General features: G+C 69.0%; 17 protein-coding genes and 1 rRNA gene. 11 read left to right on the top strand and 7 right to left on the bottom strand.

Annotation, left to right across the window (positions count from 1 at the left end):
- The 3 genes from AB0K28_RS32420 to AB0K28_RS32430 all read right to left on the bottom strand — a co-directional run bounded on the left by AB0K28_RS32420 (position 1) and on the right by AB0K28_RS32430 (position 3,546).
- Positions 1-975 carry an ABC transporter permease gene (locus AB0K28_RS32420; protein WP_345391266.1) on the bottom strand — a complete coding sequence of 325 codons (975 nt, stop codon included), beginning with the start codon at positions 973-975 and terminating at the stop codon, positions 1-3.
- Positions 968-1,912 (bottom strand): ABC transporter permease, encoded by a 945-nt coding sequence (locus AB0K28_RS32425; RefSeq protein ID WP_345391269.1) that lies wholly within the window; start codon positions 1,910-1,912, stop codon positions 968-970. The genes AB0K28_RS32420 and AB0K28_RS32425 overlap by 8 nt, the downstream gene beginning before the upstream one ends.
- A gap of 125 nt (positions 1,913-2,037) precedes the next feature.
- A complete protein-coding gene (locus tag AB0K28_RS32430; protein ID WP_364377511.1) occupies positions 2,038-3,546 on the bottom strand; it encodes an ABC transporter substrate-binding protein in 1,509 nt (502 codons plus the stop codon).
- 602 nt (positions 3,547-4,148) lie between these two features.
- On the opposite strand from AB0K28_RS32430, the gene AB0K28_RS32435 reads away from it, so the two are divergent.
- The 3 genes from AB0K28_RS32435 (at position 4,149) to AB0K28_RS32445 (ending at position 6,263) form a co-directional block, all read left to right on the top strand.
- Positions 4,149-5,084, top strand: coding sequence for an ABC transporter permease (locus tag AB0K28_RS32435; RefSeq protein WP_345391272.1), 936 nt, complete (start codon positions 4,149-4,151; stop codon positions 5,082-5,084).
- Positions 5,077-5,943, top strand: coding sequence for an ABC transporter ATP-binding protein (locus tag AB0K28_RS32440; protein ID WP_364377513.1), 867 nt, complete (start codon positions 5,077-5,079; stop codon positions 5,941-5,943). The genes AB0K28_RS32435 and AB0K28_RS32440 overlap by 8 nt, the downstream gene beginning before the upstream one ends.
- Positions 5,944-6,107: 164 nt before the next feature.
- Entirely contained in the window at positions 6,108-6,263 is a 156-nt protein-coding gene (locus tag AB0K28_RS32445) for a hypothetical protein (protein ID WP_345391275.1), read from the top strand.
- A gap of 911 nt (positions 6,264-7,174) precedes the next feature.
- Here the strand turns inward: AB0K28_RS32445 and AB0K28_RS32450 are convergent.
- Complete coding sequence (locus AB0K28_RS32450) at positions 7,175-8,137, bottom strand: hypothetical protein (protein ID WP_364377515.1); 963 nt, start codon at positions 8,135-8,137, stop codon at positions 7,175-7,177.
- A gap of 393 nt (positions 8,138-8,530) precedes the next feature.
- Complete coding sequence (locus AB0K28_RS32455) at positions 8,531-9,847, bottom strand: lysine 2,3-aminomutase (RefSeq protein ID WP_364377517.1); 1,317 nt, start codon at positions 9,845-9,847, stop codon at positions 8,531-8,533.
- A 177-nt stretch (positions 9,848-10,024) separates the two neighbouring features.
- Between AB0K28_RS32455 and AB0K28_RS32460 the strand changes: the two genes are divergently transcribed.
- The 5 genes from AB0K28_RS32460 (at position 10,025) to AB0K28_RS32480 (ending at position 17,310) form a co-directional block, all read left to right on the top strand.
- Complete coding sequence (locus AB0K28_RS32460; RefSeq protein WP_345391281.1) at positions 10,025-10,585, top strand: DUF1707 domain-containing protein; 561 nt, start codon at positions 10,025-10,027, stop codon at positions 10,583-10,585.
- Between the two features lie 140 nt (positions 10,586-10,725).
- Entirely contained in the window at positions 10,726-11,745 is a 1,020-nt protein-coding gene (gene plsX, locus AB0K28_RS32465) for a phosphate acyltransferase PlsX (RefSeq protein ID WP_364377520.1), read from the top strand.
- Positions 11,746-11,818: 73 nt separating this feature from the next.
- Entirely contained in the window at positions 11,819-14,131 is a 2,313-nt protein-coding gene (locus tag AB0K28_RS32470) for an HAD-IC family P-type ATPase (RefSeq protein ID WP_364377522.1), read from the top strand.
- Entirely contained in the window at positions 14,128-15,855 is a 1,728-nt protein-coding gene (gene argS, locus AB0K28_RS32475; protein WP_364377524.1) for an arginine--tRNA ligase, read from the top strand. The genes AB0K28_RS32470 and argS overlap by 4 nt, the downstream gene beginning before the upstream one ends.
- Before the next feature lie 120 nt (positions 15,856-15,975).
- Complete coding sequence (locus AB0K28_RS32480; RefSeq protein WP_364377526.1) at positions 15,976-17,310, top strand: hypothetical protein; 1,335 nt, start codon at positions 15,976-15,978, stop codon at positions 17,308-17,310.
- 447 nt (positions 17,311-17,757) lie between these two features.
- On the opposite strand, the gene sepF is transcribed toward AB0K28_RS32480, so the two are convergent.
- Positions 17,758-18,141: a cell division protein SepF gene (gene sepF / locus AB0K28_RS32485; protein WP_355414820.1), complete on the bottom strand. Its 384-nt coding sequence runs from the start codon at positions 18,139-18,141 to the stop codon at positions 17,758-17,760.
- A gap of 168 nt (positions 18,142-18,309) precedes the next feature.
- Between sepF and AB0K28_RS32490 the strand changes: the two genes are divergently transcribed.
- The 3 genes from AB0K28_RS32490 to AB0K28_RS32500 all read left to right on the top strand — a co-directional run bounded on the left by AB0K28_RS32490 (position 18,310) and on the right by AB0K28_RS32500 (position 20,930).
- On the top strand, positions 18,310-19,146 hold the full coding sequence (locus AB0K28_RS32490; protein WP_364377528.1) for a PhzF family phenazine biosynthesis protein: 837 nt from the start codon (positions 18,310-18,312) through the stop codon (positions 19,144-19,146).
- Between the two features lie 90 nt (positions 19,147-19,236).
- Positions 19,237-19,770 (top strand): chloramphenicol phosphotransferase CPT, encoded by a 534-nt coding sequence (cpt, locus tag AB0K28_RS32495; protein ID WP_345391302.1) that lies wholly within the window; start codon positions 19,237-19,239, stop codon positions 19,768-19,770.
- A 689-nt stretch (positions 19,771-20,459) separates the two neighbouring features.
- Positions 20,460-20,930 carry an NUDIX domain-containing protein gene (locus tag AB0K28_RS32500; protein ID WP_364377530.1) on the top strand — a complete coding sequence of 157 codons (471 nt, stop codon included), beginning with the start codon at positions 20,460-20,462 and terminating at the stop codon, positions 20,928-20,930.
- A 502-nt stretch (positions 20,931-21,432) separates the two neighbouring features.
- Here the strand turns inward: AB0K28_RS32500 and rrf are convergent.
- Positions 21,433-21,512: ribosomal RNA gene (gene rrf, locus AB0K28_RS32505) — 5S ribosomal RNA — on the bottom strand; the annotation flags it as partial.

The following is a 21,512-nucleotide window of genomic DNA, read 5'->3' on the forward strand; positions in this document are numbered from 1 at the left end:
CTACCTGAGCTTCGGGTCGAGCGCGTCGCGCACCGCGTCGCCCAGCATGATGAACGCGAGCACGGTGATGCTCAGGAACACGGCGGGGAACACCAGCGGCAGCGGCGCCTCCAGGAACCTGTTGCGCGCGTCGGCGATCATCAGGCCCCATGAGATGTCCGGTGACTGCACGCCCACGCCCAGGAACGACAGCGCCGCCTCGGCGGCGATGAAGCTGCCCAGGTTGATCGTGGCGACCACGATGACCGGCGCCAGCGAGTTCGGCAGCAGGTGACGGAACATGATCCGGCTCGACCCCGCGCCCAGTGCTCTGGCGGCGACCACGAAGTCCTGGCTCTTCGCGGTGATCACCGCCGCTCGCATGATCCGGAACACCATCGGCCAGCCGAGCACCGTCAGCGCCACGATCACCAGCAGGATGCTGTTGGCCTTGCCGCGGAAGGTGGCCGCGATCAGCAGCGCGCCGAGGATCGACGGGATGGCGAAGAAGATCTCCGTCAGCCGCGAGGCGATCGTGTCGGTAACGCCGCCGCGGAAGCCGGCGATGATGCCGAGCAGACCGCCGATGATCGTCGTCATGAGCGTGGTGAACACGCCGATGACGATCGAGTTGCGGGCGCCGTAGATGGTCCGCGCGTAGACGTCGCAGCCCAGGTTGTCGCGGCCGAACAGGTGGCCGGGCCCGGGGCCCTGCCGCGCCGTCGACAGGTCACAGGTCCTGGCGTTGTACGGGTCGATCGCGCTGAACAGCGACGGCCAGAACGACATGACGAGCAGCACCAGGATGATGATCACCGAGATGATGAACATCGGCCGGCGCCGCAGGTCGTGCCAGGCGTCGGTCCACAGGCTGGCGGGCTTGCCGCCCTTGCCCTCGGCGCCCTCGGTGTCGGGCGCCGCGGGGGCGACCGTGTCGGGTACGAGCGTCTGCGTCTCCGGGAGTCCAGGCCCGCCCGGTGGGGTTGGGTTACTCATAGCGGATCCTCGGGTCGAGCACGGCGTACAACAAGTCGACGATCAGGTTGGCCAGGATGTAGATCAGCACCAGGATGGTGACGATCCCGACGACAACCGGCTGCTCACGCAAGTAAACCGAGGTGAAGAGCTGGTTGCCGATCCCTTGGAGGTTGAAGATCGTCTCCGTGATCACCGCGCCGCCCATCAGGTTGCCGAGGTCGGCGCCCAGATAGGTGACCAGCGGAATCAGGGCGTTGCGCAGGCCGTGCCTGCCGATGACGCGCCGCCTGGGCAGACCCTTGGCGATCGCCGTGCGGATGTAGTCCGCTCTCAGGGTCTCCACCAGGCTCGTCCTGGTGAGCCTGGTGAGGTACGCGACGGACACGCCGGCCAGCACGAAGCCGGGCAGGAGATAGCTGCGCAGCCCCGCGAACGTACCCGCGACGGGGAAGATGTCCAGCCCGGTCCACTGCTTGAGCTGCACACCCAGGACGAGCTGCAGCACGAAGCCGGTCACCAGCGTGGGCACCGAGATCAGCAGCAGCGTGGAGGCGAGGATGGCGGTGTCGGTGGCCCTGCCGCGGCGCAGCGCCGCCCACAGGCCCAGACCCACACCGAGGAGCGCCTCGATGATCAGGGCGGTCAGCGCCAGGTTCAGCGTGACCTGGAACTTGCCTGCCAGCATTTCCGAGACGGGCACGTCGGCGAAGTTGACGCCGAAGTCGCCCCTGAAGAGCACGCCGCTGATGTAGTGCCAGTACTGCAGGAGCAGCGGATCGTTGAGGTGATACTGCTCGCGCAGCACCTCGGCCACGGCCGGATCCGGCCGCTTGTCCCCGAACAGTGCCGCGATGGGGTCGCCGGGCAGCGCGAAGACGATGCAGAAGATGAGTAGCGTGGCGCCGAGCAGGACGGGTATCGCCTGAATCAAGCGCCTGATGACATATCGGCCCATTAAGCCCTCCGGTACACACTTGGAGGCAGCCCTCGGAGTCCGTGATTTACCCGGTCCGAGTGACTGCCTCCAAGCTCAGCCCTCCGACGGGCGGGTGGCAAGAGCCACCCGCCAGGCGAACGACGTCAGGCCTTCTCGATGTCGGCCCATTCAACCTGGTTCAGCAGGTTGAGCTTGACGTTCTTGACCTTCGTGGAGTGGCCGAAGTTGCTCCGGTAGAAGTAAACCGGGATGTAGGGCAGGTCCTTCAGCAGGATGTCGTCGGCCTGCTGGTAGAACTTCAGACCCTCGGCGGCGTCGGCGGCCTGGTCGCCCTTGGCCACCAGGTCGTCGAAGTCCTTGTTGGAGTAACCACCGTAGTTCGACCCGGTGTCGATGGCGCCGGTGCCGAAGATCGGGGTCAGGTAGTTCTCGGCCGAGGGGTAGTCGATGGCCCAGCCCATACGGAACAGGCCCTTGTACTCCTTGGCGTCCAGGGCGTCCAGGATGCCCTGGAACTTCTCGAACGGCTTCGGCGTGACCTCGATGCCCAGGTTCGCCCGCAGGTTGTTGGCGACGGCCTCGATCCACTCCTTGTGGCCACCGTCGGCGTTGTAGCCGAGCTCGATGGTCTTCGGGCCGTTCGCGGACTCGTACAGCTTCTTGGCCTCGGCCGGGTTGTACGTGCACGCCTCGCAGGCGCCCTGGCGGTAGCCGGGGATGGCCGGGTTGATGAAGTCGTCCGCGGGGGCGCGAGTGCCGGAGAAGACCGTGTCGGCGATGGTCTTCCTGTCGATGGCCATCGAGATGGCCTTGCGGATGTCGACGTTCTCGAAGTCCTTGTTGTACTTCAGCGGGACGCCGATGTAGCCGATGGCCGCGTCGGGCTCGTCGAAGTAGCGGTCGCCGAGCACGGACTTGGCCGTGGCGATGGCGGTCGCGGGCAGGGAGTCGTGGATGTCGAGGTTCTCGGCCTGAAGGTCGTTCCACGCGGTCTCGGAGCTGGTGTAGACCTTGAACTGGAGCTTCGTCCAGCCCGTGGGCTTCTTGCCCGGGTACTTGTCGTAGACCGACAGCTCGACCGTCGGGTCGGTGCCCTTCTTGTACGGCTTGTCCATCTTGAACAGGCCCTGGCCGATCGGCTTCTCGCCGTACTCCTGGGTGATCTTGCCGTCGGAGCCGATCGCCGATTCCGGCATCGGGTAGAAGGCGGTGTAGCCCAGCATGGTCTTGAACTGAGAGAACGGCGCGGTCAGGGTGACTTCGAGCGTGAGGTCGTCGACGACCTTCAGGCCCTTCATCTCCTTGGCCGTCGGCGTCTTGCCCTCACCCGGGTGCACGTCCTCGTAGCCGTCGATCCGGCCGAAGAAGTAGGACGAGCCCATGGCGTTGTCCTGCAGAGCGGCGTAGTTCCACGCACGGGCGTAGTCGGCGGCCTTGACGGGGGTGCCGTCGTGCCAGGTGTAACCCGACTTCAGCTTGATCGTCCAGACCTTGCTGTCTTCCGTGGTGACCGACTCGGCGGCCTCCTCGACCGGCTGCTTGCTCTCGTCGTAGCTGACGAGCGGCGAGAAGATCGCGGCGAGAACCTCGGAGCCCTCGGTCTCGGTCGTGTTCTGCGGGTTCAGGAGCTCCTGAGGCTCACCGATTTCCATGCGGACCGGCGTTTCTGCGCCGCCCGCGGCAGTGCCACCGTTGTCCGAGGCACCGCCGCCACACGCGGCAACCGCGAGGGCGAGCAGCGCGGTACCGGCGACGATCTGTGCGCCCTTAGTAACACGCATGGTGAAAGAATTCCTCCCTCTACAGGTGGGCGCCAAGCGCTGAGCTGCGGTGATCGTGAGCAGCCTGACGGGGAGTTCCTGGTATCCCCCCGGATTTGGCTGACATGGTCAAACCAGCCGACGCCCTGCCAGTCGATCGCGACTATCCCTTACTACTTGCCACCAGGGAGTCTCTGGCGCGTTGCAGTTCGGTCACACGTGTGCCTATCCAGCGTCACAGACAATCGGCCTGATGCCTCGCAAATGGTACAGAACACCGCAGACCGGCCGGGCCTGGACGTGAACAGTCGATGAAAATTACCCCCTACATGACCGTGGTCGTGCCTCCGCCCACGCGGCCCGGCTCCCTGAGCTACGGTTGACCAGGTCTTGGTGACGCCTTGGAACCCGGCGCCACCGAAGACCGTCCAACAGTCTGTCGTCGACCCGTACGACAGGCACCCCACCACCCGGGATCCAATAGAGTCCTTGCCATGAGCCAGCCGGAATCCGCTGTCGCGGACGCCCAGGCGGGCGGCCGAAGCGGGCAGGAGCCGCTGGCCAAGCTCGCCAAGAGATACGGGCTTCGCCGTGCCATCGCGCGGCCGAGGTTCCCGGTATATCTGCGCCAGCTGTGGGAGCGGCGACACTTCATCCTGACGTACGCGACCTCGCGCAACGTCTCGAAATACTCCAGCTCCACGCTCGGTCAGCTGTGGCAGGTGCTGACCCCGCTGCTCAACGCCGCCATCTACTTCGTGATGTTCGGTCTCATCCTGGGCGGCGGCAAAGGCATCGAGGACTACCCGGCGTTCCTGCTGACCGGGATGTTCATCTTCACCTTCACCCAGCGCACGGTCACCGCCGGGGCCAAGTCGATCTCCGGCAACCTGTCGCTCATCAGGGCGCTGCACTTCCCGCGGGCCTCGCTGCCGCTGGCGTACACGATCCAGGAGCTGCAGCAGCTCGCCATCTCCATGGGCGTGCTCCTCGTCCTGTTGGTCATCATGGGACAGATGCCCACGTGGTTCTGGCTCATGATCCCCGTGGTGCTCGCGCTGCAGACGCTGTTCAACATCGGGGCCGGCCTCATCGTCGCCCGCCTCGGCGCCACGATGCGCGACCTCAACCAGCTGCTGCCGTTCATCACCCGCACCTGGCTCTACGCCTCCGGCGTCTTCTTCTCCATCCAGGACAAGGTGGTCGGCTCGGCGGAGCTGCCCCAGTGGGTGGCCAACGTGATGTATCTCAACCCGGCGGCGTCGTTCATCGAGTGGATGCGCGAGATCCTCATCCACAGCTACAGGCCGGAGTTCGGCCACCACCCGCCACCGATGGTGTGGATGTCTTGCGTATTCTGGGCGGTGTTCGCACTCGGCTTCGGCTTCTGGTACTTCTGGCGGTCCGAGGAGAGGTACGGGCGTGGCTGAACTGACCAAGGAGCTGTCACAGGTGAAGGGCGACAAGCCCGCCGTCCCCGGCAAGGACGCCAAGAAGCGTCCCACCCCGGAGCCTTCGAGCAAGCGGCCCCTCGACGTGCCCACGGGCACGCCCACGGTCATCGTCGACGACCTCCACATCGTCTACCGCGTCTACGGCGCCGCCTCCGACGCCGAGAAGGGCAACGCGGTCAACGCCCTCACGCGCATACTCAGGCGCCAGGGCCGCCCGCAGATGAAAGAGGTCCACGCGGTCAAGGGCGTGACGTTCGTCGCCTACCACGGCGACGCCATCGGCATCGTCGGCCGCAACGGCTCCGGCAAGTCCACGCTGCTGCGCGCCATCGCCGGCCTGCTGCCCCCGCACAAAGGAGCCGTCTACACCGACGGCCAGCCCTCGCTGCTCGGCGTCAACGCCGCTCTGATGCGCGAGCTGACCGGTGAGCGCAACATCGTCCTCGGCTGTTACGCCATGGGCATGACGCCCGCCGAGGTCAGGGAGAAATACCAGGAGATCGTCGACTTCTCCGGCATCGACGAGTTCGTCCAGCTGCCGATGTCCACCTACTCCTCCGGCATGGGCGCCCGCCTGCGCTTCGCCATCTCCTCCGCCAAGACCCACGACGTCCTCCTCATCGACGAGGCGCTGGCCACCGGCGACCGCGAGTTCCGCAAGAAGAGCGAGGCCCGCATCCGCCAGATCCGCGAGTCGGCCGGCACCGTCTTCCTCGTGGCCCACGACCTCAGGGTCATCGAGGAGACCTGCAACCGGGTCATCTGGCTGCACAAGGGCAAGATCAGGATGGACGGCGACCCGAAGGAAGTCATCGCCGCCTACAACAAGGGCTGACCTTCTCGCTTCCCGCCCCCTGCACGACGATCGTGCAGGGGGTTCGTTCTTGTGTACGAAACGTGTGCGACGCGAGGGGCAAAAGACTGACAGCGCGGCGGGGGTTCCGCTAGGATTCGAACGTCAATTCGATCCGAGGAACGGTGATGGAGTGGGGGCTCGCGATGGGAGAGCTTTCGGCCGCGATTGACCACCTGGCCACCGAGGATGTGTCCGAGATCCCGCGGATCCAACTGGCCGAGCAGTTGCTGGAGCTGCACTGGCAGATGGCCCGCCTACAAGCCCAGATAGCCCGCCGCACCGGCGTCCGCCTCCCCTGACCACCCACCCGGGCCGCCACAGCACCCCGTTCGAGGGGCCGTACGCGCTCTGGACGCCCGAGCGGCCGGAGAGCCTCGGGAGATGAGACACCACAGCCGCCAAGGCCCCAGCACCCACCACAGCGCCGCCCACCCCACCACCCCCACGCTCTCCACCCACCCCCGAGGACGAGGAAGGCGAGGCTCGGCACGGCATGCGAAAGCCGCCGACCCCCTGAGGGTCGGCGGCGGGGCGGGGCACAGCATGCGAAAGCCGCCGACCCCTGAGGGTCGGCGGCGGGGCGGGGCTCGCGTGGCGCCGCTGCCCTGCAGTGGCGGCGCCGTACGCGAGCACGCCCGGGGCGAGGGCGCGTCCGCCCTGGCCCGTCAGTCGGACCGCCCGCGTGCCGCGGAGGTCCTCGTCATCTCTGCGCGTCAGTGCCTCAGGCGCCCGGCACCTGGGAACATCCTGAACGGCCTGCCGCACCCGGCCACGACGCCCGCCACCTCCACCAAGGGAGGCACCGCGCCGACCGGAGAAGCACCCGCCCTGACGACCGGCCCCAGGAGGGGCACCGCGCCGGGCGGTCGAGCAGCCGCCGTGGCGGTCGGACCCTCCGGAGAGGGCACCGCGCCCGGCGGACAAGAGTCCGCCGTGGCGGCCGGTCTTCCACCAGGGAACACCGGAACCTGCCGCGGTGGTGGCGTCCCGCCGAGGGAGCGCCGGAGCCGCCGGAGGGGGAATCCGCCACGGCAGCCGGCGATCGCGCCGGGGAACACCGGATCCAGCTGGAGGGGAGCCCGTTGCGGGGGCCTGGGAGGCGGGTCGTGCAATTCCGGCGGTCGGACGCACGGGCGTCGGCACCTTTGACGTCCGCGTCCCTTCATGCCGGTTCAAGGACGAGCCCGCGCTCACCCCCGGCCCGCGAGGGCTAGTGGTGGGCGGTGACGCCGCGCACCGAGCCGGTCAGCGCGTCGGCGGTCCAGCCCAGGGCGGTGACCACGTCGCTGTAGGAGCCCGCGGCCTTGGTCCCACGGGTGGCGACGAAGGCGGCGGTGTCCTCGACCAGCGGCGCGAGCTCGTCCATGGCGACGGCCTGCGTCGTGCCCGGCACCGCCTCGACGACCGGCGCCACCTCGGCGGGCGCGACCCGGCCGACGACCGGCGACAGCCGGCCGCTCGTGGCGTGCGGCAGCGCCCGCGCGGCCGCGTCGCTGAGCCCGGCCACGAACGAGTCGGCCGAGACGGCCCGCAGGCCGGAGGTCGCACTGTTGACGGTCTTGGCCGTGACGCCGCTGGTGTCGGCGATGCTGCTGCCGGAGGCCGGCAGCAGACCGGCGCCGGGCAGGCGGCCGAGCGCACCGCCGACGGGCGAGGCGAGCACGCCGTTGACCGTGCTGAGCGCCGACGCCGCCGGGGCGGCGCCCTGGGCGCGGCCGGACTTGACGGACGGCTGCGCCATGCGCGCCGCGCCCAGCAGGGGCAGCGACGAGGTGAGGGCGCCGCCGCCGAACGGCATGCTGGAGACGATGGGCGACAGCTCAGGCATGGGCCCGCCGGTACGCGTGATGTCCTCGAACCCGTTGCCCCTGGCCTCGGCCTGCTGCTGCATCCGCATCTCGTTGAGCCGGTCGCGCTCGACCTCGCTCATCTGGCCGGACGGGGCGGCCGCGGACTTGGCCTTGCTCCCGGGGAGCAGGCTGCCCAGCAGGTCGCCGCCGACCAGGCCACCGAGGAGGCCGCCGAGCGGGCTTGCTCCAGTGGTGCCCCCGCCGTCGACCGGCGCGTGCGCGGCGGTCTCTGATTGAACATCGGCTTGCGCCGGCACGGCCATGGCCGCCGCCGCCAAGCCGAAAGCTGTGACGGCCAGGGCCGTCTTGACTACTCGATTCATGATTGCCTTCCCGGCTCGTGATCGATCGCTCTCGAATGCGATGGAAATGCGAATCGATAACCCCCGTATGCCGTCGCGTACGCGCTATGGGCACCACACTGAGCGTGTCGCCACGGCTGAGCTACGAAAGCAGTTCTACCACTCGCCCGGAGTGGCCGCAGGCGCATGAATGCCCATGTAGCAGGGGTTTGCAGCCCGGTTACCGAGTAAAGGGGGAGCGTTGAGCGGGGAGACAAAACGGGATTCAGGCGGCCTTGTTCACGATAAAGCGCGGACAAGACCGCACGAAGTCGGAAGCGCCCCGGCGGCCCGTGAACAAAGGGTCGCGAAAACAAATGTCACGGGCCGGGGGCGCGGTTTTTCTGTGGTCGCGGTGGACGCGCGCGACCGCCGTCAGGCGGGCAGCAGGTCGTCCGCGCTCTCGAACGGGAAACGGTCGGCGAAGGCCGGCCGCAGGTCGGTCAGCCAGACCGCCGACGGGTCGTAGCGGGCGAAGAAGGGCCGCCCCACCAGCGACGGGTCGCGGGCCTGGATGAAGTGGAGCATGAACACCTTCTCGCCGGCGATCTCGGTGACGCCGTCGACGCAGACCTTGCCCGGCGTGGCCGACATGGACGGCCCACGCACCGTACGGCAGAGGCCGGAGACCGAGGAGTAGGCGTCCCTGAAGATCTCGTACGCCCGCGCCAGCGGGACCGCGAAGTAGTCCTGGGGGCCCGTGTCGCGCTCGACGAACATGTAGTAGGGGATCATCCCCATCCTGTGCTGCCGCCGCCACATGGACGACCAGGTGGCCGGGTCGTCGTTGATCGACCTGATCAGCGGCGCCTGGGTCCTGATCGTCGCCCCGCTGCCGAGGATGTTCTTGACCGCGGACTCGACCAGCGACGACTCCAGCTCGCGCGGGTGCGAGAAGTGGGCCATGAACGCGAGGTTCTTGCCCTTGGCCACGACCTGCTCGAACAGCCGCATGGTCTCGCCGGCGTCGGGGTCGGTGGTGAAGCGCTGGGGCCAGTAGGCGAGCGCCTTGGTGCCGATCCGGATGGATTCGAGCTGCTCCAGCTCCAGGAGCGGCTCGATGTAGCGCCTGATCACGGGCTCACCCATGATCATCGCGTCGCCGCCGGTGATCAGCACGCTGGTCACCTCGGGGTGCTGGCGGAGGTAGCCGACCATCTGGTCGATGTCGTCGGAGGCGAACTTCAGGTCCGCGTCACCGACGAACTGCGCCCACCGGAAGCAGTAGGTGCAGTAGGCGTGGCAGGTCTGCCCCTGTTTGGGGAAGAACAGCACGGTCTCCGGATATTTGTGCTGCATACCAGGGACGGGCTCGTCGCCGATCTTCGGGACGTTGAGCTCCTTCTGGCCTGCGGGGTGCGGGTTGAGCTGGGCGCGTACTCGATTGGCCTCCGCCTGGATCTCGGCGTTCGGCGCCTCGGCCTTGAGCAGGTCGGCCAGCCGGGCGACGTCGGCTGCGGGCAGCATGTCCTCCTGTGGGAAGACCAGCCGGTAAATCGGGTCGTCGGGAGCAGCCGACCAATCTATGAGTTCATCCACGACGTAGGCGTTGGTCCGGAAAGGCAGCACCGTGGCGACGGCGCGCACCTTGAGGCGCTCGTCGTCTCCAAGCCCCGCACGCCGCAGGAGCTCGTCGAGGTGCTTGGACGTGTACGCCCGGAAGCGTCGCGTGCCAGCTTGGTTCAAGATCACTAGGCCTTTCCCATCTTTTTTGTTCGATCGCGTGTAAACCTCACGACCCTGTCGCGCGTCTACGGTTCTTAATACCCGGACGCGCCCACTGCCGTCACCGGTTCCGCCGGTCTCCAAGTTTTCCTTGAGGTTCGGAGCACTCGCGACATATCGCGTCCAGGCGTACACTGACATATCGTGACCCAGGATCCGCAGCTCCGCGCCTCAGACGAAGACCGCGACCGCGTGGCCGCCGTCCTGTCGGAAGCACTCGCCACAGGAAGACTCACCAGCGTCGAGCACGCCGACCGCCTCGACGTCGCCTACAACGCCAAGACCGTCGGCGAGCTGGTCCCCCTCACCCACGACCTGCCCGACGTGACGGCCTCGGCCGCTCCCGTCGCCATCGAACGGCAGGTCATCAGCTCCACCTTCAGCAAGATCGTGCGCAAGGGCCGCTGGGTGGCCTCCCGGCACCTCAAGCTCCGGGCCGGCTTCGGCGCGCTCGTCATCGACCTGTCCGACGCCGTGCTGCCCGGCCGCGAGATCACCATCGAGACCAGCGCGAACTTCAGCAAGGTCATCGTCAGGGTGCCCGCGGACGCCCGCGTCATCGACGAGGGCGGCTCCGTCTTCGGCAAGCGCAACGTGAGCACCGCGGGCGGCAGCGGCGACGGCCCGCTGATCCGGCTGACCGGCTCGTCCGCGTTCTCGAAGGTCATCGTCACCCGCGGCCTGGACGACTGGAACCTGCGCTAGCCGCGACGCGCCCCGGCCGGGGACCATCAGGGTCTACCCGCCGGTTAACCTGGCAGCTGCCGTGCCTGCGATGCGGACATCCGAGCCCGCGTTCCGGCCCAAGCCGTGACGGCGGGCTCGAAGCCGTACGAGGTGACCATTTGTCAGAGAGCAGGCCGATCGCGCTCGACGCCATGGGCGGCGACCACGCGCCCCACGAGATCGTGGCCGGAGCCGTGCACGCCGTCCGCGAACGCGGCCTGCCCGTCGTGCTCGTCGGCTCGCCCCGCGTGCTGTACGAGGCGCTCGCCGACCACGACGCCACCAAGGAGATCCCGATCGTCAGGGCCGAGGAGGCGCTGGCCATGGACGAGGGCGCGCTGGCCAGCCTGCGCCGCCCCCGGTCCAGCATCGCGGTCGCCTGCCACCTCGTGCGCCGCGGCGACGCCGCCGCGGTGGTCTCCGCCGGGTCGACGGCCGGCGTCGTCGCCACCGGCCGCCTGCGGCTCAAGGGCCAGCAGGGCGTGCTCAGGCCGGCCATCGCCGTCGCGCTCCCCACCCTGCCCTCCCCCACGGTCCTCGTGGACGCCGGCGCCAACGCCGAGGCCAAGCCGGAGATGCTGCTGCAGTTCGCGCACCTCGGCGCCATCTACGCCGAGCTCGCCCACGGCGTCCACGACCCCAAGGTCGGCCTGCTCACCATCGGCAGCGAGGCCGAGAAGGGCAACAAGGTCGTCAAGCGCGCCCACGAACTGCTCCAGGCCGGCTCCGGCCTGCACTTCGCCGGCAACGTCGAGGGCCACGACCTGCTCACCGGCAAGGTCGACGTCATCACCTCCGACGGCTTCACCGGCAACGTCGCGCTGAAGACCATGGAGGGCGCCGTCCGCTACGCCTTCACCGAGCTGCGGGAGGCGATCGAGGACAGCAGGATCGCCAGGCTGGGCGCCGCGCTGCAGCGCTCCCGCATCCGCGAGCTGCGCCGCCGCCTCGACGCCGAGGCGTACGGCGGCGCCGTCCTGCTCGGCCTGAACGGCACCGTCGTCATCGCCCACGGCGCCTCCAAGGCCCAGGGCATCAGCGCCGCCTGCCGGCTCGCCGCCGACCTGGCCGCGGCCGGAGTCGTTCCCGCCATCGGCGAACGCATGGCCGCCACGGGCCGCTCGCATCGATTGTGGTGACAGAATCAAGTCACCCTCGAGGAAGGGCGCCGACCCTTTAGGGTGTGACCGATCCACACAAACGGGGGGTTATGTGGAGGGGCTCACCTCGGTGGTCCACGGGCTCACGTCCGCCCAAGTAGCGGGGGCCAAGGCCAACCATGTGCCGCGCCGATCGAGCAGGTCGCTGAGCGCCATCCTCAGAGCGAACGTGTTCACCCTGTTCAACCTGGTCATCGGCGTGCTTTGGGCACTGATCCTGATCTTCGGCGAGTGGCAGGACGGCCTGTTCGGGCTGGTCATCGTGGCCAACGCGCTGATCGGCATCGTCCAGGAGCTGCGCGCCAAGCGCACGCTCGACCGGCTCGCGGTGATCAACGAGGCTCCCGTACGCGTGCGCCGCGACGGCGAAGAACGCCTGGTCGACCCCCGCGACGTGGTGCTCGGCGACCTCATCCTGCTCGGGCCCGGCGACCGCCTGCTGGTCGACGGCGAGGTCGTCCACTCCGACGGCATGGAGATCGACGAGTCGCTGCTGACCGGCGAGGCCGACCCCGTCCACAAGCGGCCGGGCGACCGCGTGCTGTCGGGCAGCTTCGCGGTGGCCGGCTCGGGCGCGTTCGTCTCGACCAGGGTCGGCACCGACGCCTACGCCGTGCGGCTCGCCGAAGAGGCCAGCCGCTTCCACCTCGCCCACTCCGAGCTGCGCGCCGGCGTGGCGAACTTCATCAAATACATCACCTGGCTGGTCGTCCCGATCGGCGCCCTGCTCATCTACAGCCAGCTGAACAACTCGGCCGACCTCGGCACCGCCATCACCGGCGCGGTCGCCGGCATCGTCACCATGATCCCCGAGGGGCTCGTGCTGATGACCTCCATCGCGTTCGCCGTCGGCGTCGTCCGCCTCGGCCGGCGCCGCTGCCTCGTCCAGGAGCTGCCCGCCATCGAGGGCCTGGCCAGGGTAGACGTGCTCTGCCTCGACAAGACCGGCACGCTCACCGCCGGCGGCATGGACCTCGACCAGGTGCTGCCCGTAGGCGACGGCGAGCCCGTCGAGCAGGCACTCGCCGCCCTGGCGAACCTCGACGACCACCCCAACGCCACCGCCGAGGCCATCAAGTCCCGCCACCCCGCCACGCCCGCCGGCTGGAGCGCCCGCGCGAGCGTGCCGTTCTCCTCGGCCCGCAAGTGGAGCGGCGCCGACTTCGGTACGCGAGGCACCTGGCTGCTCGGCGCCCCCGACGTGCTGCTCAAGGGCGGCGACGCCTACGACAGGGCCACCGAGCTGGCCGCTTCGGGCACGCGCGTGCTGGCGCTGTGCCGTACCGACAGCTTGGAGCGAGCTCAGCACGGGCACGCCGAGATCGAGGCCGTCGCGCTCGTCACGCTCAGCCAGCGCATCAGGCCCGACGCCCACGAGACCCTGCGCTACTTCGCCAAGCAGGGCGTCACGGTCAAAGTGATCTCCGGCGACAACCCGCTGTCGGTCTCGGCCATCGCCACCGGCCTCGGCATCCCCGGCGCGGAGCGCGCCGTCGACGCCCGTACGCTCCCCGCCGACCCCGCCGCGCTCGGCGAGCTGCTCGACCGCCACACCGTCTTCGGCCGGGTCACCCCGCAGCAGAAGCGCGCGTTCGTCACCGCGTTGCAGGCCCGCGGCCACACCGTCGCCATGACCGGCGACGGCGTCAACGACGTGCTCGCACTCAAGGACGCCGACCTCGGCATCGCCATGGGCACCGGCAGCCCGGCCACCAAGGCGGTCGCGCAGGTCGTGCTGCTCGACGACACCTTCGCCACCCTGCCCCACGTCGTCGGCGAGGGCCGCCGCGTGCTGGCCAACATCGAGCGCGTCGCCAACCTGTTCCTCACCAAGACCTTCTACGCGATCGTGCTGTCACTGCTCGTCGGGCTGGCCGGCATCGCGTTCCCGTTCGCGCCCCGCCACTCCACCCTGACGAACGCGCTCGTCATCGGCATCCCCGCGATCTTCCTCGCGCTCGCGCCCACCCTCGAACGCTCGCGGCCCGGGTTCGTGCCCCGGGTGATGCGCTTCGCCGTACCGGCCGGGGTGCTGTGCGCGCTGGCGGTGCTCGCGACGTTCTGGGCCGCCCACCACGGCTCCTCCGATCTGCTGGAGCACCAGACCGCCGCCGTCATCACCCTCTTCCTCACCACCTGGTGGGTGCTCGTGCTCATCGCCAGGCCGCTCAACTGGTGGCGCGGAGCGCTGGTCGGGGCCATGGCGGTGCTGTTCGCGATCGGGCTCGCGCTGCCGTTCGTCAGAGACTTCTTCGCCCTCCAGCCGGGCGATCTCGGCAACGACCTGACCGCCGTCGGCATCTCCCTCGTGGCGGCCGTAATGATAAGCGTGGCGGTCAAGCTCGCCGGTACCCTTAGACCATGACCGACCCGCAGAAAGTGCTCACCGAGCGCGTCCAGCAGGCGCTGGCCCGCGCGTTCGGCTCCGAGCACGCCGACGCAGACCCGCTGATCCGGCCCTCCCAGTTCGCCGACTTCCAAGCGAACGTCGCGATGAGCCTGGCCAAGCGCCTGCGACGGAGCCCGCGGGAGGTCGCAGAGGCGATCAGGGCCGAGCTGTCCGACTTCCCCGGCACGGTCGAGGTCAGCGGCCCCGGCTTCCTCAACATCACGCTCGACGACGGCTGGATCGCGGCCGAGGCCGGCGAGATCCTCGCCGACCAGCGGCTCGGCGTCGGCACCAGCACCCCGCCGCAGACCGTGGTGATCGACTACTCCGCGCCCAACGCGGCCAAGGAGATGCACGTCGGCCACCTGCGCACCACCATCGTCGGCGACTCGCTGGCCCGCCTGCACGAACACGTCGGCAACACCGTCATCAGGCAGAACCACCTGGGCGACTGGGGCACCCCGTTCGGCATGCTCATCGAGCACCTGCTCGACATCGGCGAACCGGCCGCGATAGCCCAGCTCGAAGCCGGCCAGGGCACCGAGTTCTACCAGGCGGCGCGCGCCAAGTTCGACAGCGACGAGGCGTTCAAGGCACGCGCCCGCGCGCGGGTCGGCACCCTCCAGTCGGGCGACCCCGACACGCTGCGGCTCTGGCACGTCTTCATGGACGCCACCGTGCGCTACTTCAACAAGGTCTACGACATGCTCGGCGTCACCCTCACCGACGCCGACATCGCCGGCGAGAGCATGTACAACCCCATGCTCCAGAAGACCTGCGACGACCTCGAGACGTCCGGCACCGCGCAGCTGAGCGAGGGCGCGCTCTGCGTGTTCCCGCCCGGCTTCACCGGTTCCGACGACAGGCCGCTGCCGCTCATCATCAGAAAGAGCGACGGCGGCTACGGCTACGCCACCACCGACATGGCGGCCGTCCGCTACCGCGTCCACGACCTCAAGGCCGACCGCATCCTCTACGTCGTCGGCAGCGATCAGGCCCTGCACTTCCGCATGGTGTTCGCCGCCGCCCGCATGGCCGGCTGGCTGCCCGACACCGTCTCGGCCGAGCACGTCCAGATCGGCATGATGCTCGGCAAGGACGGCCGCCGCTTCAAGACCCGCTCCGGCGAGTCCGTCAAGCTGATGGACCTCCTCCAGTCGGCCGTCGACAAGGCCGCCGCGCTGATCGCCGACCGCGGCTACGACGCCGAGACCCAGGACGAGATCGCCCGCGCCGTCGGCATGGCCGCGGTGAAATACGCCGACCTGTCGGTCAGCCACGACAGCGAATACGTCTTCGACCTCGACCGCATGGTGGCCTTCACCGGCAACACCGGCCCCTACCTCCAATACGCCCAGGCCCGCATCCGCTCCATCTTCCGCAAGGGCGAGATCGACCCCGCCGCCGCGACCGGCCCCATCAGGCTCGGCGCCGCGCCGGAGCGCGCACTCGCCCTGCAACTGCTGGGCTTCGGCAGCGTGGTCGAGCAGGCGACGGAGCTGAGCGAGCCCCACCGGCTGTGCGCGTACCTCTACGCCACCGCCTCCGCCTTCACCGACTTCTTCGAGCAGTGCCCGGTGCTCAAGGAAGGGGTCGACCCCGACACCCGCGCCTCCCGGCTCGCCCTGTGCGCGCTGACCCTGCGGGTGCTCGAAACGGGGCTCGGTCTCCTCGGTGTCCCTGTCCCCGAGCGCATGTAAACCGGCAGTTGGCTCAAAGTCTCCCCTATCGTCGTGGGCGCGCCTCCACCCGGTTCGCGCGCCCCAACGGCTAGGCTTTACGCGGTCATGAACCGCGGCCGAAACGGGGAGTTCTCTGCCTTGAGCACGGACCTGACTGCGAGCCCCCCAGCAGCGACCGAGTTGCACCGTTATGCCGAGGCGCTGGTGGCACACCTCGCCGCCAACGGCGCCGCACCACCGGCCGCACCGAGCTTCAGCGACATACCCGGCTACTGGCTGCCACCGGCCGTCGAGGCGCTGGTCGCGCTGCTCGCCGGCGACGACCCGCTCGAGCCGCTGAGCCGGGCCGCCGGGCGCGACCAGCAGCAGACCGCGCTCTTCCTCTGCCTCGCACTCGCCGTCTCCGGGCAGGGCAGCCGCATCCACGCGTCCTGGCTCGGCACCGCGTTCGGCGAGCTGTCGATCGACCGGCCCGTCACCCACGGCCAGCGCTCGCTCTGGCTGGCCGCCGCCCGGGGCGCCTACGGCCCCGCCGGCAAGATCTTCGTGCTGCGCAAGCTCGACGCCCTCGCCGTCCAAAACCACGCCGACGCCCAGCAATGGGTGCAGGCCCTGGCGCCCGGCGAGCCCTCCGTCGTCGTGCCGCCGTCGCTGGCCGACTTCCCCGAGATGGCGGAGATCCCCGAGCTGGCCAAGCCCGCCGTGGCCGCCGCCCGCCTGGCCCGGCTGCGCGCCCGCTGCGCCGAGATCACCTCCGCCCGGCAGTCCGAGCAGACCCTCGGCGCGCCGCTCGACAACAGCGCCGGCGACCCCGCCGGCAGCTGGGCCGAGAACGAACCGCTCGCCGTGCTGCGCTCCCTCATCGGCCAGAGCGGGCCGGCCGGGCCGATGGCCTCGCTCAGCACGTACCTGCTCGACGACCTGCGCCCCGGCGCCGACCCACACCTGGCGGCGATCGCGCTGCACGTCGCCGCGCCCATCCTGCGCGGCGTGGCCGAGGAGCTCGAAGCCGACAGCCGCCTCGAACCACCCGAGACGCTCACCGTTCCGCTGCTCGGCCATCGCATCCGGCTGCACCCCGAGGGCCCCGACCAGGAGTCGCTGGCCGCGGCCGAGCACTCCATCCTCACCGAGGGCGTGGTGCCGCGCGGCCGCCCGTGGGCCGCCATCGTGCTCATCGTCCTCGGCGTCGCCTGCCTGATCGGCGCCGTCGTGGCCGAGCACCTGCTCGCCGCCGCGGGCGTCGCCATGATCGGCCTGGCCGGCTGGCAGCTCTGGCAGCGCCGCAAACTCGTCGAGGCCGACGCCCGCTACGTCGCGGGGCAGGTCAGCGAGCTGAAAGAGCTGGCCGAGGGCGCGGTGTGGGCGCTGCACGCGTACGCACGGGAGGCCGAGGCCCGTGCCAAGGAAGCCGCCGAAGACGCCACAGAACTCACCCGCCTGATCCGCCGCGGCCCCCGCGCCGCCCACTGACGGAACCCAACCAAAACCACCGGCCGACCCCCACGGGCCGCCCACCACGGGCCGCCCACCACGGCGGCCCGTCCGCTGCGGACGACTCCCTCTGGATGGGCACCCACTGCGAGAAGCGCTACCGGGACCCGTCGCCCACAGGGCCGCCGCCCCCAGACGACGCGCATCCGGCGACCCGCCCCTCGGCGCCGCGCGTACGGCGGCCTGCCCCTCGTAGAAGTCGTGCAGCGGTCTCGTGGAAGTGGCCGTCCGCTCACGAAGCGTAAGGACAGGAGGGTCGAAGGGTCCCCCGGCGAAAACAGGGAAAGGGGCGCGGCCTGGGACCGGGAGGGAGACGGCCCAGCTCGCACGACATCGACACGGCGCCACGACGGCGTCGAGACGGCACCCGGCCACCTCGGCCGGGCCCGGCGCGCGGAATCGCCGGCGTGAACCGGCGCCACCCGGTCAGGTGGTCTCGATCTCCACGTGCGCCGGCGCGAGCAGGAACACCCGCTCCGCGATGCGCTCGATCCGGCCCTCGCACCCGAACGCCAGCCCGGCCGCGAAGTCCACCATCCGCGTCGCCTCGGACATCGACATGCCCGTGACATCCATGATCACCGTCTGGCCGTCACGGAAATGCTGGCCGATCAACGGTGCGTCGTTGTACTTGAGCGGCTGCACCATGACGATCCGCGACGAGTCGACGTTCGCACGCCACCTGCGGGCGGCCCGCTCGGTCGCCGGGACGTATTCGTCCTCGTACTGCTCGTCGTACTCGTAGCCCTCGTCGTAGTGCTCGACCCCGCTCAGGCCAAGGTAGCTCACCACCTTGCGCACTGCCCCCATCGGCTTGTCCTTTCCTCAGGAACTCACCGTAATCGGCACGTCCCTACACATTGGACGGTAACCGACGATTCCGCATTCGCCACGCGACACGCCCAGCCCTAATTCCATTTTGTACGGCTTGCAGCCCGCTTGCAGCTGGATATCCGCCCCCCGTATACCATCGGCCACATGCGCCTCTTCACCGTCGACGCCTTCACCGGCACAGCTTTCAAGGGTAATCCCGCAGCCGTCTGCCTGCTGGACTCTCCGGTTACTGACCGATGGATGCAGAGCGTAGCGGCCGAGATGAACCTCTCCGAGACCGCTTTCCTGCTCGGAGATTCCCTGCGCTGGTTCACCCCCGCCGTCGAGGTCACACTGTGTGGTCACGCCACGCTGGCCACCGCGCACGTGCTCTATTCGACAGGAGCCGCGACGGGCCCGCTCGAATTCCGTACGGCCAGCGGCACCCTTACCGTGAATCGCCGCCCCGACAACATGATCACAATGGATTTCCCGGCCAAGGAGGTGACCTCCACCACCGTTCCTCCCGGCCTGGAGAAAGCGCTCGGCGTCACCCCGGTCCGGGTCGGAAAAAGCCAGCTCGACCTGCTGGTGGAGGTGGACTCGGCGGAAACGGTCGCGGCCCTGACCCCCGATATCCCGGCCCTCACCGCAGTCGACGCGAGAGGCGTCATCGTCACCGCCGCCGGCTCCAAGACGGACACCGGGACAGCCGCAGGCACCGATACCGAGCTGGATGCTGAGCCGGTTACTAGCCCGGTTGCCGGGTCGGATTTCGTCTCCCGCTTCTTCGCCCCGAACGTCGGCGTCCCCGAGGACCCGGTCACCGGCTCGGCCCACTGCGCCCTGGCGCCGTACTGGGCGGACCGCCTCGGCCGTACGTCTCTTGTGGGGGCGCAGCTGTCCAAGCGCGGCGGCGTCGTACACGTCACGTACGCCGGCGATCGCGTTCATCTCGCCGGCCAGGCGATCACAGTGATGTCCGGCACCCTGCACCTCTGACCCGGGAAGATCGCGCCAAACGCATGCGAGCTCGCTGAGCTGCCGAAAACCCGTTTCGGGCCGCCGCCGCGCCCCCGTAAGGTAATCCGCATGGCAACGGACGTCATCGTGCTCAACGGCGGATCCAGCTCCGGCAAGTCAGGCATCGTACGCTGCCTGCAGGCCATCCTGCCGGTCCCCTGGCTCGCCCTAGGGGTCGACACCATGGTCGATGCGCTGCCGGCGGCCCTACAGGCGTCGGAGGCAGGCCTCGACATCGGCCCCGACGGCAGCGTGAACGTCGGGCCCGAATTCGCCGCCCTCGACCGCGCCTGGTCCGAGGGCGTGGCCGCGATGGCCCGCGCCGGAGCCCACATCATCATCGACGACGTCTTCCTCGGCGGCGCCGCCTCCCAGGAACGCTGGCAAAAGGCCCTGGCCGGCCTCGACGTCCTATGGGTCGGCGTCAAGTGCGACAGCGAGGTTGCCGCCGGCCGCGAGCTGGCCCGCGGCAACCGCGTCCACGGCATGGCCACGCAACAGGCGGACGTGGTCCACCAAGGCGTCCATTACGACGTAGAGGTAGACACCACCCACGCCGAATCCCTGGCCTGCGCCCGCACCATCGCCACCCACGTCACCTGAACCCCCACCGGGCCCCGACAACGCACACCCGCGACCAGCAAGACGGTGCCATGAAGCCGGGAGCTCAGGGGGCCACGAGCCCAGCGCGCAGACAGGCACGAACCAGGAAAACGCCGACCACAAGGGCTCAAACGGACCACGGCCCAGGAGCACGAGCCCCGGAGGCATGGGCCTGGAGGCACGAGCTCCGGGGGCATGAGCCCTCGGAGCATGCGCCCTGAGGGCCACGGGAGCCGTAGAGCCATGACGGCACGGGGCGATGAGGACAGGGCCAGGTCGTCCCGGGCCACAGAATCGCCGGGCACCGAAGTGAAGGGCGCGAAGGTGCTGACCACGCGATCCCCGGCACTAACGCGCGGACCACAGGCCACGGGAGCGCAGCCACGAGGGCGCGGGCGCGAACACGGCAGCCGCGAGGACACGGGGGTCGCGGGTATAAGGCGCGGAGGCGAGGAGCGCCTACAGGCAACGCAGCGCGACCATCACACAACCAGCGGTAGCCGAGCTCGCCTTAAGCGGCGCATGATGGTCACATCGACGACCGCAGCGCTCTTACCGGCTCCACGCAGGAGCCCGATCACTACCGATACGCCGACCCATGGCTCCCCCGCGAGCCCAGCACCATCGTTACCGCCACAGAGCGCCGATTCGTGGGAGGACGTCTCTTGCCGCAGCGCCAGCAGGTCACCGTGGACGTCCACGTGATCCTTGAACAGGACGAGAACATCTTGCTCTGCCTACGCCAAGGCACCGGCTACCGGGACGGCTGGTTCTGTCTTCCCTCAGGCCACCTGGACGAGGGCGAGACGGTCATCAAATGCGCGCTACGAGAAACCAGGGAAGAGGTCGGCGTCCACCTCGACCCCGCCTCCCTCCGCCCGGCGACCGTCCTCCATCACCTGAACCCCGAAGGCAGGCCCCGCATCGGCTTCTTCTTCGCCGCCAGTCATTGGACAGGCGACATCATCAATGCCGAACCCCACAAGTGCGCCGCCGTCGAATGGTTCCCGGCCCATCGCATACCGGACAACACCGTCCCGTACACGATCGCCGGCCTCGACCACTACCACCGCAACCAACCCATCGGAATCAGCGGCTGGCCCCAGCGCGGGAACGACCCCAACCCCTCCGAGGGAGCACCGGACCACCCCTATAGGTGATCCGAACACGCGAAGGCCCGACCAAATGCCAACCGGACGCTAGCTGAACAACAGCCACTACAACCTCAAGCAAGACGGCCAAGCGCCGACGTTGCAGTCTAGTTCGACGCTCAGGGCCGAGCCCTGAGGGAGAACTGGGAGTCGGGCCCGGAGGTCAGGGACTGGGCATGGCGGACTGGACGCGGGACGACTGGGGCTCGGGGATTGAGAGCTGCGTGCCGACACCACCGGAGAAGCCCCGGCGCTCAAAGAAGACGCGCGGCCATCCGAAAGCCCGCGACCCTGGAAGACCCCGCAGGCGAAAAACAGCGACCTCGACCGCGTAGCCCCGAAGACCCCCGCCCAGACGACGAGACCGCGACCTTCCAAAAAAGACCAGGAACACACCGAAAAGACCCCAGCCCCAAAGACCCCCGGACATGCGGAAAAAAAGGGGGTCCGGACATGCGGAAAGGGTCTCAACACCAGAACCTGGTGTCGAGACCCTTTTCCTTGAAAGTTTGTGCGGCGGTGACCTACTCTCCCACACCCTCCCGAGTGCAGTACCATCGGCGCTGGGAAGCTTAACTTCCGGGTTCGGAA

The sequence above is a fragment of the Nonomuraea sp. NPDC049504 genome (genome assembly GCF_040676845.1).
Taxonomy (GTDB): domain Bacteria; phylum Actinomycetota; class Actinomycetes; order Streptosporangiales; family Streptosporangiaceae; genus Nonomuraea; species Nonomuraea salmonea.